Raw genomic sequence first — 14,940 nt, forward strand, 5'->3', positions numbered from 1 at the left:
GCATTTCGATTTTTTTGGGAAACATTAAAAAAAGCGTGATTCTTTCTTTTTTTTGAGCTAATATTATTACCGTTATACTAAATTGTTTTAGGAACATGAGATTATTTTTTTACATAGATTATGTTAGGTGAATGTCATGATTCGATGGGGAAATATTACTAATATCTAAGAAAATAAATGATTCTTCAATGAAAATGATAAAATAGAAGTATCTCTTAATGATGGAGGTTTAACATGAAAACCAAACTTTGTTTACTTTATGGTGGAAAATCTGCGGAACATCAGGTGTCATTGCAAACAGCGAAAGCAGTTATACAAGCACTTGATTTTGAAAAGTTCGATATAGATCCTATTTTTATTGATACAGATGGGAATTGGGTGAAAGGTCCGCAAATTTCAGGTCCTATCCAAGATGTAAAAGCACTAGAATTTTCAAATGGTGAAATCATTGCTCCAAATGCATTATCAACCTCTCTAGTCAAGGATTCTACGGGTTCTAAAGGAAATCCAACATATGATATTGTATTTCCTCTCTTACATGGACCAAATGGTGAAGATGGAACTGTTCAGGGAATGCTAGAATTACTTAACCTTCCATACGTTGGCAACGGGGTTCTTGCTTCAGCAGCGGGAATGGATAAAGTAATAATGAAAAATTTATTTGAACAAGCGGGTCTCCCACAAGTAAAATACGTTTGGTTTATTCGTAGTTCTTGGGAAAATAACCGTGAACCTTCATATACAAAGGTTGAAGAGGAACTGGGATATCCTTGTTTTGTAAAACCTGCAAACCTAGGTTCAAGTGTAGGGATTAGTAAGTGTACAAACAGAGACGAACTAGAACAAGCATTTATAGAAGCTTTTAAATTTGATCGTAAAATTATTATTGAAGAGGGTGTCGTTGCCAGAGAAATTGAATTAGGAATTATCGGAAATGATGATCCGGAATGCTCTGTTCCAGGCGAAATTGTACCTAAGAAAGACTTTTACGACTATAAGGCCAAATACGAGGATGGGGATACAGCTTTAATTATTCCAGCGGAAATTCCTGCTAGTGTTTATGAAGAATTAAAGTCTATGGCAATCAATGCATTTAAGGCTTTAGATTGTTCTGGCTTAGTCCGTGCAGACTTTTTCGTTACTAGCTCCGGCAAGATTCTAATTAATGAAGTAAATACAATGCCAGGTTTTACACCTGTAAGCATGTTCCCGCTTCTATGGAAACATAGTGGGGTAGAATATCCAGCATTGATTGAACGATTAATAGAACTTGCGAAAGAGCGTCATGAGGATAAACAAAATATAAAACATACAGTTTAATATGAACTTATTAATATAAATGCTCTTCTAGTGGAGGAAAAGCGGATGATTCAAAGAACGATTGGTCAGTTAACCGAAATGATGCAAGTTGAAAATGATGTAACAAGATTTGCTGAAACGATGATAGATGGTGTATGCATTGATACACGTAAACTTCAAAAAGGTAATCTTTTCATACCTTTCAAAGGCCGGAATGTTGATGGTCACCAATTAGTAGAGGATGCAATAAATTCTGGTGCGGCATGTGCATTATGGCAAGAGGATGTTCCTAATCCTCCTGCCCAATTACCAATCCTTATTGTCAAAGATACAGAAAAGGCTCTTCAAGATTTAGCAAGAAGCTACCGTAATGAGCTTCAGGTAAAAGTAGTGGGTGTTACGGGGAGTAATGGGAAGACGACAACAAAAGACATGGTAACATCTGTGCTAAGTGAGAAATATAAAGTTCAAAAGACTGAAGGTAATTTCAATAATCATCTTGGCCTTCCTCTTACTATCCTTTCTTTACATGAAGATACCGATATTGCTGTCCTGGAAATGGGAATGAGTGCAAGAGGAGAAATTGAATTCTTAACTCAAATGGCTAAACCAGATATTGCAATCATTACAAATATTGGTGAAGCACATCTTCAAGATCTTGGCTCAAGAGATGCAATTGCAGAAGCAAAATTAGAAATCACAAAAGGATTATCTAATGATGGATTATTTATCTATATTGGTGATGAGCCGCTTTTGAAAGAAAGGGCAGACAACTATAACCACCTTCGAGTTCAAACATTTGGTAAAGCGGAAACTAATGATATATACCCTTTGTCAATTGAAAAAAATGAAGACGGGAGCGTATTTTCTGTCAATATAGCACCTGAAATCAATTTTTTTCTCCCTGTACTAGGTGAATACAATGTGCAAAATTCATTGGCGGCGATCTTGGCAGCGGTTGAATTAAATCTCACTATGGAAGAGATTAAAGCAGGGTTGAAAAAGTTAAAGTTGTCTGCAATGAGAATGGAGCTGCTTTCAGGAATTCGTGGAACAAAAATAATTAATGATGCTTATAATGCAAGCCCAACATCAATGAAAGCAGCTATTCATATGCTAGAAAGTCTAGATCAGTATGCTGGGAAGATTGTTGTTCTCGGTGACATGCTAGAGCTTGGAGACAATGAGAGAGAGTTCCACTATGAAATAGGTAAGGAATTGGACCCGGAAAAAATTCAATATGTTTTCACTTATGGAGAACTAGCGAAAAATATTACAGAAAGTGCAAAGACTTCATTCTCTCATAATAATGTATTTGCATTTTCGGACAAACAAGAACTTATTCAATCATTACTATCGGTTATAAAGGGAGACGAATGGATACTAGTAAAAGGTTCTAGGGGCATGAAGCTTGAAGAAATAGTTAAAGCCATAAAAAAAGACTAAAACATCACAAAAAAACAAATATGATTATTACTATTTATTTTTATTATAAAAAGGGAATACTATATAAAGAACTAACGTTTCCTTAAAAGAGAAGGCAATTTGGGATTTTCTTCGCGTTGAAATCTCAACCTATTAATGGTAACATAACCATACATCGTTTACACTTTTTGCCGTAACTCTTTATTAATAAGGCTTGGTTAAATAATTATGTGCTATTTATATTCTGTAAGGTAAACGTTCGGCTAGTTATACTGATAGAACGCTCTTACATTCCCTACAGGAAAATTTTTAGCATTGCTGATTAACAAAGCTGTTTTAAAAAAGAGTATCTTTTTTTGTTTTATTTCGGGGAAACGAGGTTTATTGGCCCTGTTTAGTTATAAAGGAGAATGAGAAGCATTGACGAATTTTTCAGAATTAAATTTAAGCCCCTCTATATTAAAATCATTGAAGAGAATGGGCTTTGAAGAGGCATCACCTATTCAAGCAAAAACCATACCTTTAAGTACACAAGGTAAAGATATTATTGGGCAAGCGCAAACTGGAACTGGAAAAACAGCAGCGTTTGGAATTCCGCTCATTGAAAAAATTGATATTAAAAATCCAAACATTCAGGGGATAATTATCGCACCTACCCGTGAATTAGCGATTCAAGTATCAGAAGAATTGTATAAAATTGGCTACGATGCAAGAACGAAAGTATTAGCAGTCTATGGTGGCCAAGATATTCAACGACAAATTAGAGCGTTAAAAAAGGGACCACAAATTATTGTTGGTACACCAGGTCGAATTCTTGATCATATCAAACGACGTACATTAAAGCTTGATCAAGTTTCAACATTAATTCTTGATGAAGCCGATGAAATGCTAAATATGGGATTCATTGATGATATTGAATCTATTTTATCTAGTGTCCCTGAAGAACGTCAAACATTACTTTTCTCAGCAACGATGCCGGATCCTATTCGTAGAATTGCTGAAAAATTTATGGATAACCCTGAATTGGTTCGGGTAAAAGCAAAAGAAATGACTGTTCCTTTAATTGAACAATATTATGTAAAAGTACATGAAAAAGAAAAGTTTGATGTCCTTTCACGATTAATTGATGTTCAATCACCTGAACTTGCTATTGTATTTGGACGTACAAAGCGTCGTGTTGATGAATTAGCGAATGCCTTAAATCTAAGAGGATATTTAGCAGAAGGTATTCATGGTGATCTTAGCCAAGCTAAACGTTTATCTGTTCTACGGAAATTTAAAGACGGGAAAGTTGATGTTTTAGTAGCAACAGACGTTGCTGCTCGTGGATTAGATATTTCAGGCGTCACACATGTATATAACTATGATATTCCTCAAGATCCAGAAAGCTATGTTCACCGAATTGGCCGAACAGGGCGTGCTGGTAAGGAAGGAATGGCAATCACATTTGTCAGCCCGCGTGAAATGGGCTATCTAAAGATTGTTGAACAAACTACGAAAAAAAGAATGACACCAATGCGTCCTCCAACTTGGGATGAAGCATTTGGAGGCCAAATTCGTGTCTCTATGGAGAAGCTTAATGAAGTAGTTAAAGAAGGCAATCTTAACGAGTATGTAACGGTAGCGAATGAATTATTGGCAGAAAATGAAGCGGCACAAATCATTGCAGCTGCTCTAAAACTGATGACAAAAGAACCTGATAAAACGCCTGTCCACATAACTGAGGAACGTCCTCTTCCGATGAAAAAGGATGGACAAAAGTCTTCTTCTTCTAGACGTGGGAAACATTCATATAATAGTAATAAAGGCGGAAATGGCGGCCGGAAGCCAAAAAGATCTGGCAGAAGAGAATTCAATAGAGATCATAATCGATCTAAATAAGTAAAATCGAATATTAAATAAGTAATACGGGGCCTAAAAAAGAGTAAGCGATTATCAGGCTGGATAATAAAGAGGAGGATTGATTTCTTCCTCATTGAAAATAGAGCTTGCTAAACAAAAGCAATCGGAGTGATGTCCGGTTGCTTTTATTTTCGTTTAGGAAATTATAAAATATTTGCTTGTAGGGGCTAATCAAGGTGCTTACGCAATTTCGAGTTTACTAGTATTCTGATTTACGAATACTAAAATACCATAATCCTAGTAAAAGTCCCGTAATAAGCCCAAAAATATGTGCAGTTACATTTATATTTGTTTCAAAAAAGGTCATAACGAGGGCAATAACTATAATAGGTATAATAATTTGTTGATTAACTCTTTTCATTCTACGTTTATTATATAGGACCATAGCTAAATAGATGCCAAATAGACCAAATATAGCTCCGCTAGCACCCACATGCATATAAGTAAGTGGTAGAAGCATGAAGGTCGCGATATTTGCAATAAAACCAGAAACAAGATAAGACCAACAGAAAATCCATTTTCCGAGTGATCTTTCTAAGAATGGACCAAATATAATAAGCGACAGGGAATTAAAGAGTAAGTGTGAAAAACTACTATGGAGAAAAATAGGGGTAAACAGACGCCAATATTCCCCTTCAGCAATATATAAATTCACCCCAGCTAAACTTTGAAAGATGAATTTATAAGGGATAAAAGGGATAAAATTCATAATATATAAGAGTAACTGTAGTAAAATAATAGTGCTAATGATTGGATAGCTTCTCACATACCGTGAAAAACTCTCGTTACGAATAAACATCATGGAAACTCCTTTCAGAAAGATTAATACTTTTACATATTATGTATGCAACATTTTTGTACAATAGAAGGGGTTGGTAAAATGATTCAGGGGATTGGAATAGATATAATAGAGATCGATCGAATACATGAATTAAGGATTCGTCAATCACAGTTTCCGAAAAGAATATTAACTGAAAAAGAGTTAGAACACTATGAGACCATTAAGGAATCTAGAAAATCTGAATTTCTAGCGGGCAGGTTTGCTGCAAAAGAAGCTTTCTCCAAAGCATTTGGAACAGGTATTGGTAAGGATCTGTCTCTCCAAGATATGGAGATTGCAGTCGATGATAGAGGAAAGCCGTTTTTTAAAAAACCAAGAGAAATCGGTGTCCATCTATCTATTACACATAGTAGAGATTACGCAGCTGCTCAAGTCGTTATAGAAGCAACCTGAAAAATACTAACCCATTTGCATATTCCTTTAGGTTGTCTCATATATTCATAGTGCGATAGGAGAGACAAGGCTTATTTGAACATTTCTATAAGTTCGTATCAATTACAAAAAAATTAAAGCATAATGGAACTTTGGTAAATGATAAAACTTGCCTTTCTCTTCACCAACGAAAATCACACTATGAAGGGGTTGAAGGGATGAAAAGAAAGGTTTGGATGCTTGTTGTGGCTCTCACAGCAGTTTTAGTACTATCAGCTTGTGGATCCAAATCGCAAGAAGATGTAGTTAAGCATTTAAATGAAAAGATGGGGGAAATGAAGGGGTACAAGGCTAAAGCAAAAATGACCTTGCAAATGGGGAATGAACCACAAACATACGATATTGAAATTTGGTATAATAAACCAAATTTTTACCGAGTTCATTTGAAAAATGACAAAAAAGAACAAAGCCAAATGATATTGAGAAATAAAGAAGGGGTATATGTTTTAACCCCTGCACTTAATAAAAGCTATAAATTTCAAAGTGACTGGCCCAAAAATAGTAGTCAAGCTTATTTATACGAATCACTTGTAAAGGATATATTAATGGATAAGGATGCAAAATTTAAATCGACAAAGGATCAATATGTCTTTGAAACGAAAACAAGATACCAAAATAATAAAATGCTACCTTATCAAGAAATTATTTTTAATAAAAAGAATCTATCCCCTGAAAGGGTAAAAGTGATGGATACTGATCGTAAAACATTAGTCTCTGTAGAATTCACTAAAGTAGAGTTCAATGCGAAATTTGATGATAATGCATTTGATACAGACAAGAATTTGACTAGTTCGAAACTTGAAATTCCTGTAAATGCAAAACCAGAGGGTAATGAATTTACTGTGAAGTATCCAACTGCTAATATTGGTAATATGGATCTCCTTGATGAGAATGAAATCAATACTGGAAATGGAAAACGAGTTGTTTTAACGTACACAGGAGACAAATCATTTACAATGATTCAAGAAAAAGCGGAATTTGTTCCAACTGCTATGATGCTTCCAACACAAGTAGATGGTAAAATTGTTGACTTAGGATTTGCTGTTGGAGCATTAACAAGTAATTCAATTTCTTGGACAAATGATGGGGTGGACTATATGATTGCTTCTAAGGATTTATCAGAAAGTGAATTAATTGAAGTTGCCCAATCAGTACAATCAGAGCCTGTAAAATAATTTTAATTCCAAATTAACTCCAAGCTCATAAATAAAAATTCAGATGCAGCAGGTTCATTTTCTAGAACCTGTTTTCTTTTTTGTAAATAATATGATTTAATGGGGAATGAATAAGATCTTTAAGAGGTTGTTCAAAAAGTCCGGGAAAAATAGCTGGCGAATTTCTTCGTCAACTTGCTGCTCCGCTCCTCACGTATTATTAGCATACGCTCCGGTGCTCAGAGTCTCGCGTTTCCTCGAACTTCTCGGCTCTTTTTGTCCTCCTTTTTGAACATGCACATTTAATGGAATTAGGAAGTGGATTTGATGAGCAAAGTAACTCCGTTTTTTCGAGATACTTGGGTAGAAATCAATTTGGATCAATTAACAGAAAACGTTACATTAATTAAAAATCACTTGCCTAGTGAAATGAAAATATTTGCAGTCGTAAAAGCAAATGCCTACGGACATGGTGATGTACAAATTGGCAAAACAGCTTTACAAGCAGGTGCATTCGGTTTAGCAGTTGCCTTTCTTGACGAAGCTATTTCATTAAGAAATAGTGGGATTCAGTCTCCGATTCTAGTATTAGGTGCAAGTCGAGCATGTGATGCCCCTGTAGCTGCTAAACATGGAATTGCATTAACTGTTTTCCAAAGGGAATGGCTGGAAGAGGCTGTGAGTTTTCTAAATAAAGACAAGCTGCTTGTACACGTGAAATGTGATACCGGTATGGGGCGAATTGGTGTTAGGGAAATAAAGGACTTAAAAGAAGTCGAAACCTTTATTCGCCATTCAGAATGCATTCAATTTGAGGGGCTTTTTACCCATTTTGCAACTGCTGATGAACTTGATGATCATTATTATAAATTGCAGCTGCATCGTTTTAAAGAAATGGTTGAAGCGTTAGATGAAAAACCTCCATTGATTCATTGTGCTAATAGTGCTACAGCCCTAAGATTTGATCAATCTGAATTTAATGCTGTTAGATATGGAATCGCTATGTATGGATTGTCTCCATCAGAAGAAATAAAAAAAATACTGCCTTTTCCTTTACATGAGGTTTTCTCTTTGCATACAAAAATTGTACATGTAAAAAAAGTTCAAGCAGGAGAAGGAGTTAGCTATGGTTCCGTTTATAAGACTGAAAAAGAGGAATGGATAGCAACATTGCCTATAGGCTATGCAGATGGATGGCTTCGTAAATTACAAGGTCAAGAGGTTCTAGTCGAAGGAAGGAGAGTCCCGATCGTAGGACGTATTTGCATGGATCAATGTATGGTTAGACTTTCACACCCTGTTGCAGTAGGAACAACTGTTACGTTGATTGGAAAACAAGGGAATGAATCGATTACAATAGATGAGATAGCTAAGAAGCTCGAAACAATTAATTATGAAATCCCATGTATAACTTCAACAAGGATTCCGAGAGTCTATATTCAAGATGGAAAGATTGTTGAAGTAGTAAATCGATTATTATAATCACTAAAATCCCTAATTATATAATTACATGCATAATTGGTAGATTTTTATGGCGATAATAGTTAGGAATGCACAATTTATCTTTGCATATAGTTAATTTGATGGTATTATTAAATTGGTATTTAAGAATCGGTGTGTAGTGATTGGTGGAGGTGTAGTTTGTGTCTGAATCCAGCGCAACAACGGAAATATTAATTCGGTTACCGCAACAACTATTATTAGAACTTGATGGATTTGCTGAACAAGAGAATGTAAATCGTAATGAATTTATTTATCGCGCTACAAAGATGTATCTTCGTGAGCGTAAAAAGAGACAAATTCGTGAATCAATGAGACGCGGCTACATGGAAATGGCTAAAATAAATTTAGCAATAGCATCTGAGGCGATTCAAGCAGAATACGAAGCAGAACATACAGTAGAACGCTTAGTAAGCGGAGGTTAGTCCTTTGATTGTTAAGCGTGGTGACGTGTATTTTGCTGACCTTTCCCCTGTTGTCGGTTCCGAACAAGGAGGAGTCCGTCCTGTTCTAGTAATACAAAACGACATTGGGAATCGGTTTAGTCCCACTGTAATTGTTGCTGCCATTACAGCGCAAATCCAAAAAGCAAAACTTCCAACACATGTAGAAATTGATGCAAAGCGTTATGGCTTTGAACGCGATTCTGTTATTTTGCTTGAACAAATTCGCACAATTGATAAACAACGCTTAACAGACAAAATCACACATCTAGATGAAGAAATGATGGAAAAAGTGGACGATGCACTGCAAATTAGTTTAGGACTTATAGAATTTTAAAACAAGAAACGCTCACATTATAAAGAGGGTTTCTTTTTTTGTATTTAAGACATATATCCAGGGTTACAACATATTAAAATTGGCGTTAAGATTTTTAACAATCTTAACGAACATAGTTCTAATAATACCGACTAAAATTATTGGGTAAATTGACCTATTGCCCTAATTACAAATGACCTAGATAATGATTTGGAGATAAAACAACAAAAAACTGGGGGATTAACTAATGGAAGTTCAATCCTGCGTAAAAATATTAAACGAGTGGGACATCGTTTCTGTTCGTCAATTAGGACGTAACGCTGCAAAAGAGCTGCACTTTGGAATAGTTGACCAAGCAAGAATTACTACTGCTATAAGTGAATTAGCAAGAAATATTTTTCTTTATGCTGGTCAAGGACAAATTTGTATAGAAAAGGTCTTCAAGGACGGAAAGACAGGTTTGAAAATTATTGCTGAAGATAATGGTCCTGGGATTGAAGATATCCAAAAGGTAATAGAAGAAGGGTTTTCTACTTCAAAAGGTTTAGGTGCAGGCTTACCAGGTGTTAAACGTTTGATGGATGAATTCGATATTGTTTCTACGCCTAATAAAGGGACAACTGTTATTTCCACAAAGTGGCTCCGGTAGTGGAGTAGAATTTTTACAGAAATTAAAATGGCGAAGTAATTTTTTCATAAAGATAGATATTATGCCCTTTATTATTGTGAGCTTGCGATAGCAAGCTTTTTCCTTTTATAAAGAAAATGTTAGAATATATACATGTTAAGATGCTTTCGATATAAAAGGCTGTTTTTGCATAGATGGTGGTTTTTCGTACATAGTTCAAATCCTTAAATAAATTTGCTACGTGCTCTTTTCTTAATCCCACACTCATTTTGATAGCAGTAAACAACCGTAAAAATCCTACTAGATATTTACTGCGTAAAATCTCTGCAGATTTTTACTCTGTTATAAAAAGCAACAAAGTTTATGAAAAGAGCCTTATAAAAAGAAAAGTAGGTGGAAATATGGTTGAACAAACGATCGAAATAAAAAAACAATTGCAACATCGATTGTCTAAAGAACTTAATTTTTCTGGAAAGCAGATTCACAATGTGATATCACTGCTTGAGGAAGGAAATACAGTCCCGTTTATCGCTCGTTATCGAAAGGAAATGACAGGGGCATTAGATGAAGTCCAAATAAGGGCAATTATGGATAGATGGAATTATATTCAAAACCTTGAACAACGGAAAGATGAAGTTATTCGCTTAATTGATGAACAAGGAAAATTAACAGAAGAGCTAAAGAAAAGCATTTTAAGTGCAGATAAGCTGCAAATTGTTGAAGATTTATATAGACCTTATAAACAAAAAAGACGTACAAAAGCAACCATAGCAAAAGAAAAAGGGTTAGAACCGTTAGCTGAATGGATGATGACTTTCCCGCAAGACAAAGATATTCACGAAGAAGCTTTAAGATATATATCTGATGAAAAAGAAATACATACTGTAGAAGATGCTCTTACTGGAGCAAAGGATATAATTGCTGAATGGATATCAGATGATGCAGCCCATCGAGATTGGATTCGTAAAGAAACCTTTAAAACAGGAATCATTTCATCAACCGTAAAAAAAGAAGAAAAAGACGATAAAAAGGTTTTTGAGATGTACTATGCATATGAAGAGCCGGTACGTAAAATTGTACCCCACCGAATTCTTGCCTTAAATCGTGGTGAAAAGGAAGAAGTTCTTCGTGTATCCATTCAACCTGACATAGAAAAAATAATTGGTGAACTTAATCGTAAAATCATAAAAAGTGAACATTCCAGTGTATCTGCCTATGTGAAAGAGGCTATAGATGATGGGTATAAACGTTTAATACAGCCTTCTATTGAAAGAGAAATTCGTAATGAACTAACTGAAAAAGCGGAAGATCAATCTATTCATATTTTTTCTGAGAACCTTCGTAATCTTTTATTACAGCCGCCATTAAAAGGAAGAGTTGTCTTTGGTGTCGACCCTGCCTATCGTACAGGGTGTAAGCTTGCTGTGGTAAATGAAACGAGCAAAGTATTAAATATTGATGTGATTTACCCGCATCCTCCAAAAGCAAAACCAGAAGAAGCAAAGAAGAAATTCATTCAAATTCTAAAGCAATTTAAGGTAGAAATCATTGCGATTGGAAATGGCACTGCTTCTCAAGAAACTGAGCGATTTGTAGCAGAAATACTAAAAGAAGTGTCTGAAGATATTTCTTATATAATAGTAAATGAAGCAGGGGCAAGTGTATATTCTGCATCTGATCTTGCCCGAGAAGAGTTTCCGGATTTGCAAGTAGAAGAAAGAAGTGCCGTTTCGATAGCAAGGAGATTACAAGATCCGTTAGCGGAATTAGTAAAAATTGATCCGAAATCTGTTGGAGTGGGACAATATCAGCATGATGTTTCCCAGAAAAAATTAAACGAATCTCTTACCTTTGTTGTAGAAACCGCTGTTAACCAAGTTGGAGTAAATGTAAATACAGCCTCCTCCTCATTATTACAATATGTTTCCGGCTTAAGTAAATCAGTTGCTAACAACATTGTTAAATTTCGAAATGAGACAGGTAAAATTAATAACCGAAAACAACTAAAGAGTATTCCGAGGTTGGGATCGAAAACATATGAGCAAAGTATTGGGTTTTTACGAATTATTGATGGAGATGATCCGCTTGATAAAACACCCATACATCCAGAAAATTATGATGCAGTAAAAACATTATTAAATAAGATTAATTGTTCAACCGCAGATATTGGAACGGAAAAGTTAAAAAAATCCATTGCTTCATTTTCAATTTCCGATCTCTCCCAGCAACTAGGTATCGGAGAGTTGACACTCCGGGATATTATTGATGCTTTAAACCGCCCCGGACGTGATCCGCGTGATGAATTACCAACACCTTTGTTGAAGAAAGATATTTTAAAATTGGAAGATTTAAAAGTAGGCATGGAAATGCAAGGTACAGTAAGAAATGTAGTGGATTTTGGAGCCTTTATAGATGTTGGAGTAAAAGAGGATGGCCTAGTTCATATATCTAAGCTTAGTAATAAATTTGTGAAGCATCCGTTAGATGTCGTTTCATTAGGTGATATTGTTACTGTATGGGTAGAAAAAGTTGATTTACAAAAAGGTAGATTATCGTTAACCATGTTAAATGACTAGTGTATTGCTTTATTAATGGCGTGTATTTTTTACACGCCTTTTTTCTATTGTTATTAAGACATAGATTTTTTATCGTTTAGGAAATTATAAAATATTCGCACTGTGGATTAGCTTATGAAGAGCCAGGTTTACGTCTAGCGCAAGCAGCCGTCGGCTAGCAGATTTCTCCGTCTCCTCCCTACGATAAGTCAACAGCGGCTCGTGAACTACCTCACCGTGTTTCCTTTATCTCAGTCGAAGACTACGAAATCCGTACGCCGATGAGCAAGGCGCTTGCGCTTTTGTTCTGAGCAGCATTTATTTTGATAGAAGAACCAGCATTGATTTAGAAGCTTTATTTGATATCGATCTTTCTCACAAAAAGCCCGGCGCATTTGATTTTGAAACCAAGTAGGCATTAGCTCATATCCCCCTCCTGTGCATAAGTAGGTTAATACCTAATATATGCTATAATAGGTTGTCTTGTTTCGAGTTAAAAGGGGGGAATTGAATTGAATAATGAACAGCTTCAAGCTTTAGTTGAAAAAATATCAATATATTCCTTTGGAAAGCCTTTTAAGCATGATGCTATATTTAATTCAAGACTTCGTACAACGGGTGGACGGTATTTGTTGAGCACACATAATATTGAAATAAATCGGAAGTATTATGATCAATTTGGGGAGCAAGAATTGATCGGGATCATTAAGCATGAGTTATGTCATTATCACCTGCACCTTGAAGGAAAAGGATATAAGCACCGTGATGCTGACTTTAAAAAATTATTAATAGAAGTTGATGCACCGAGATTTTGTTCACCACTTAAAAATGAATCAATGAAAAAAGCACGAACAATTTATGTATATGTCTGTACTGAATGTAGTACAATATTTAAGCGAAAAAAAAGAATTGATGTTAGTCGCTATGTCTGTGGAAAATGTAAAAGTAAGATAAAGTTAAAGATAAAAACGCAGGCTTAAAAAAAATCAAAAAACTAGTTGACATCTAATATAATTCTAATTATAATTTTAAGAGTCGACAAGATGATTTGTCGTTCCGCAGTAGCTCAGTGGTAGAGCTATCGGCTGTTAACCGATCGGTCGTAGGTTCGAATCCTACCTGCGGAGCCATTGGAGAAGTACTCAAGTGGCTGAAGAGGCGCCCCTGCTAAGGGTGTAGGTCGGGTAACCGGCGCGAGGGTTCAAATCCCTCCTTCTCCGCCAGAAAGTTCAAAAATTACGTGGCCCGTTGGTCAAGCGGTTAAGACACCGCCCTTTCACGGCGGTAACACGGGTTCGAATCCCGTACGGGTCATCAGAAAAGCCGAAGTACCTTGCTCATCCGCTAGTCGATAGGTGCTGCAGCTAGACAAGTTTAAACTTGTTAATTCTGATAAATATTTATAACAAAATTGGTCCGGTAGTTCAGTTGGTTAGAATGCCTGCCTGTCACGCAGGAGGTCGCGGGTTCGAGTCCCGTCCGGACCGCCATTTTAAAGTAAATGTACTTTAGTTTTTAAAAAAAATATTGGGCTATAGCCAAGTGGTAAGGCAACGGACTTTGACTCCGTCACTCGTTGGTTCGAATCCAGCTAGCCCAGCCATTTTTTTATTTTTGAGCCATTAGCTCAGTCGGTAGAGCATCTGACTTTTAATCAGAGGGTCGAAGGTTCGAGTCCTTCATGGCTCACCAAAGTTTTTTGCTTAAGCAAAATAACTTACCATAATGCGGGTGTGGCGGAATTGGCAGACGCACCAGACTTAGGATCTGGCGCCGCAAGGCGTGGGGGTTCGACTCCCTTCACCCGCACCAAAAAAATCTTGACTTTTATCTAGCTGTTTGTTACTATAATTTATGTCGCTTTTTTATGCGGTCGTGGCGGAATGGCAGACGCGCTAGGTTGAGGGCCTAGTGGGGGCAACCCCGTGGAGGTTCAAGTCCTCTCGGCCGCACCAATATAAAAAATGCGCCCGTAGCTCAATTGGATAGAGCGTTTGACTACGGATCAAAAGGTTAGGGGTTCGACTCCTCTCGGGCGCGCCATCTATAGAAACGAAGTTGAAAGTATATATAAAGTATTGCTTCGAAACAAATATCTTTATTTAACCTCTAATATCTAAGCCGGGAAGTAGCTCAGCTTGGTAGAGCACATGGTTTGGGACCATGGGGTCGCAGGTTCGAATCCTGTCTTCCCGACCATTATAATTTTATATTTCGCGGGTGTAGTTTAGTGGTAAAACTACAGCCTTCCAAGCTGTTGTCGTGGGTTCGATTCCCATCACCCGCTCCAAAAAAAACTCTTGACATTGATTAACAGAAATGTCAAGATAAAAAAGTTGCTAATGTAATAGATTGATCTTTGAAAACTGAACAAAACGAAACGTCAATTAATTAACTTTTTATGAGCTATATCAAACATCTTTTTGGAGAGTTTGATCCTGGCTC

General features: G+C 36.2%; 12 protein-coding genes, 11 tRNA genes and 1 pseudogene. 22 read left to right on the plus strand and 2 right to left on the minus strand.

Annotated elements, in window-relative coordinates:
• The first annotated feature begins 234 nt into the window (after positions 1 to 234).
• The 3 genes from ACQKP0_RS21540 to ACQKP0_RS21550 all read left to right on the plus strand — a co-directional run bounded on the left by ACQKP0_RS21540 (position 235) and on the right by ACQKP0_RS21550 (position 4,605).
• On the plus strand, positions 235 to 1,320 hold the full coding sequence (locus ACQKP0_RS21540) for a D-alanine--D-alanine ligase (protein WP_427407894.1): 1,086 nt from the start codon (positions 235 to 237) through the stop codon (positions 1,318 to 1,320).
• A gap of 45 nt (positions 1,321 to 1,365) precedes the next feature.
• On the plus strand, positions 1,366 to 2,745 hold the full coding sequence (locus ACQKP0_RS21545) for a UDP-N-acetylmuramoyl-tripeptide--D-alanyl-D-alanine ligase (RefSeq protein ID WP_427407895.1): 1,380 nt from the start codon (positions 1,366 to 1,368) through the stop codon (positions 2,743 to 2,745).
• A gap of 399 nt (positions 2,746 to 3,144) precedes the next feature.
• Positions 3,145 to 4,605, plus strand: coding sequence for a DEAD/DEAH box helicase (locus tag ACQKP0_RS21550; RefSeq protein WP_427407896.1), 1,461 nt, complete (start codon positions 3,145 to 3,147; stop codon positions 4,603 to 4,605).
• A gap of 220 nt (positions 4,606 to 4,825) precedes the next feature.
• On the opposite strand, the gene ACQKP0_RS21555 is transcribed toward ACQKP0_RS21550, so the two are convergent.
• Positions 4,826 to 5,425 (minus strand): rhomboid family intramembrane serine protease, encoded by a 600-nt coding sequence (locus tag ACQKP0_RS21555; protein WP_427407897.1) that lies wholly within the window; start codon positions 5,423 to 5,425, stop codon positions 4,826 to 4,828.
• Between the two features lie 81 nt (positions 5,426 to 5,506).
• Between ACQKP0_RS21555 and acpS the strand changes: the two genes are divergently transcribed.
• The 7 genes from acpS (at position 5,507) to ACQKP0_RS21590 (ending at position 12,516) form a co-directional block, all read left to right on the plus strand.
• Positions 5,507 to 5,860 (plus strand): holo-ACP synthase, encoded by a 354-nt coding sequence (gene acpS, locus ACQKP0_RS21560; RefSeq protein WP_427407898.1) that lies wholly within the window; start codon positions 5,507 to 5,509, stop codon positions 5,858 to 5,860.
• 197 nt (positions 5,861 to 6,057) lie between these two features.
• The gene (locus ACQKP0_RS21565) at positions 6,058 to 7,074 is read left to right on the plus strand and encodes a LolA family protein (protein ID WP_427407899.1); all 1,017 of its coding nucleotides are present in this window, start codon (positions 6,058 to 6,060) and stop codon (positions 7,072 to 7,074) included.
• A gap of 306 nt (positions 7,075 to 7,380) precedes the next feature.
• Positions 7,381 to 8,535: an alanine racemase gene (gene alr / locus ACQKP0_RS21570; RefSeq protein ID WP_427407900.1), complete on the plus strand. Its 1,155-nt coding sequence runs from the start codon at positions 7,381 to 7,383 to the stop codon at positions 8,533 to 8,535.
• 161 nt (positions 8,536 to 8,696) lie between these two features.
• Positions 8,697 to 8,978 (plus strand): CopG family ribbon-helix-helix protein, encoded by a 282-nt coding sequence (locus tag ACQKP0_RS21575; RefSeq protein WP_427407901.1) that lies wholly within the window; start codon positions 8,697 to 8,699, stop codon positions 8,976 to 8,978.
• A gap of 4 nt (positions 8,979 to 8,982) precedes the next feature.
• Positions 8,983 to 9,333, plus strand: a complete 351-nt coding sequence (gene ndoA / locus ACQKP0_RS21580) for a type II toxin-antitoxin system endoribonuclease NdoA (RefSeq protein ID WP_055741345.1) — start codon at positions 8,983 to 8,985, stop codon at positions 9,331 to 9,333.
• 226 nt (positions 9,334 to 9,559) lie between these two features.
• Positions 9,560 to 9,961 carry an anti-sigma regulatory factor gene (locus ACQKP0_RS21585; RefSeq protein WP_427407902.1) on the plus strand — a complete coding sequence of 134 codons (402 nt, stop codon included), beginning with the start codon at positions 9,560 to 9,562 and terminating at the stop codon, positions 9,959 to 9,961.
• A gap of 380 nt (positions 9,962 to 10,341) precedes the next feature.
• Positions 10,342 to 12,516 carry a Tex family protein gene (locus ACQKP0_RS21590; protein ID WP_427407905.1) on the plus strand — a complete coding sequence of 725 codons (2,175 nt, stop codon included), beginning with the start codon at positions 10,342 to 10,344 and terminating at the stop codon, positions 12,514 to 12,516.
• 287 nt (positions 12,517 to 12,803) lie between these two features.
• On the opposite strand, the pseudogene cmpA reads toward ACQKP0_RS21590, so the two are convergent.
• Positions 12,804 to 12,914: pseudogene (cmpA, locus tag ACQKP0_RS21595) on the minus strand (cortex morphogenetic protein CmpA); the annotation flags it as partial.
• Between the two features lie 93 nt (positions 12,915 to 13,007).
• On the opposite strand from cmpA, the gene ACQKP0_RS21600 reads away from it, so the two are divergent.
• From ACQKP0_RS21600 to ACQKP0_RS21655, 12 genes are all read left to right on the plus strand, one after another.
• A complete protein-coding gene (locus ACQKP0_RS21600; RefSeq protein WP_427407903.1) occupies positions 13,008 to 13,475 on the plus strand; it encodes a SprT family protein in 468 nt (155 codons plus the stop codon).
• 75 nt (positions 13,476 to 13,550) lie between these two features.
• Positions 13,551 to 13,625, plus strand: a tRNA-Asn gene (locus tag ACQKP0_RS21605).
• Positions 13,626 to 13,627: 2 nt separating this feature from the next.
• Positions 13,628 to 13,718 (plus strand) — tRNA-Ser (locus ACQKP0_RS21610).
• Between the two features lie 19 nt (positions 13,719 to 13,737).
• Positions 13,738 to 13,809: transfer RNA gene (locus tag ACQKP0_RS21615), tRNA-Glu, on the plus strand.
• A gap of 99 nt (positions 13,810 to 13,908) precedes the next feature.
• Positions 13,909 to 13,985: transfer RNA gene (locus tag ACQKP0_RS21620), tRNA-Asp, on the plus strand.
• A 38-nt stretch (positions 13,986 to 14,023) separates the two neighbouring features.
• Positions 14,024 to 14,098: transfer RNA gene (locus ACQKP0_RS21625), tRNA-Gln, on the plus strand.
• 13 nt (positions 14,099 to 14,111) lie between these two features.
• Positions 14,112 to 14,187 (plus strand) — tRNA-Lys (locus ACQKP0_RS21630).
• A gap of 35 nt (positions 14,188 to 14,222) precedes the next feature.
• Positions 14,223 to 14,307: transfer RNA gene (locus ACQKP0_RS21635), tRNA-Leu, on the plus strand.
• A gap of 57 nt (positions 14,308 to 14,364) precedes the next feature.
• Positions 14,365 to 14,450 (plus strand) — tRNA-Leu (locus ACQKP0_RS21640).
• A gap of 11 nt (positions 14,451 to 14,461) precedes the next feature.
• Positions 14,462 to 14,538, plus strand: a tRNA-Arg gene (locus ACQKP0_RS21645).
• Between the two features lie 79 nt (positions 14,539 to 14,617).
• Positions 14,618 to 14,694 (plus strand) — tRNA-Pro (locus tag ACQKP0_RS21650).
• A 17-nt stretch (positions 14,695 to 14,711) separates the two neighbouring features.
• Positions 14,712 to 14,785, plus strand: a tRNA-Gly gene (locus ACQKP0_RS21655).
• The last annotated feature ends 155 nt before the right edge of the window (positions 14,786 to 14,940 follow it).

This window comes from Heyndrickxia sp. NPDC080065 (assembly GCF_050281185.1).
Lineage (GTDB): Bacteria > Bacillota > Bacilli > Bacillales > Bacillaceae_C > Heyndrickxia.

What these genes read in the sequence shown, in the direction of transcription:
- ACQKP0_RS21585 (WP_427407902.1), top strand. Translation starts at nt 9,560, where the DNA reads ATGGAAGTTCAATCCTGCGTAAAAATATTAAACGAGTGGGACATCGTT.
- ACQKP0_RS21565 (WP_427407899.1), top strand. Translation starts at nt 6,058, where the DNA reads ATGAAAAGAAAGGTTTGGATGCTTGTTGTGGCTCTCACAGCAGTTTTA.
- ACQKP0_RS21540 (WP_427407894.1), top strand. Translation starts at nt 235, where the DNA reads ATGAAAACCAAACTTTGTTTACTTTATGGTGGAAAATCTGCGGAACAT.
- ACQKP0_RS21590 (WP_427407905.1), top strand. Translation starts at nt 10,342, where the DNA reads ATGGTTGAACAAACGATCGAAATAAAAAAACAATTGCAACATCGATTG.
- ACQKP0_RS21545 (WP_427407895.1), top strand. Translation starts at nt 1,366, where the DNA reads ATGATTCAAAGAACGATTGGTCAGTTAACCGAAATGATGCAAGTTGAA.
- alr (WP_427407900.1), top strand. Translation starts at nt 7,381, where the DNA reads ATGAGCAAAGTAACTCCGTTTTTTCGAGATACTTGGGTAGAAATCAAT.
- ACQKP0_RS21555 (WP_427407897.1), bottom strand. Translation starts at nt 5,425, where the DNA reads ATGTTTATTCGTAACGAGAGTTTTTCACGGTATGTGAGAAGCTATCCA.
- acpS (WP_427407898.1), top strand. Translation starts at nt 5,507, where the DNA reads ATGATTCAGGGGATTGGAATAGATATAATAGAGATCGATCGAATACAT.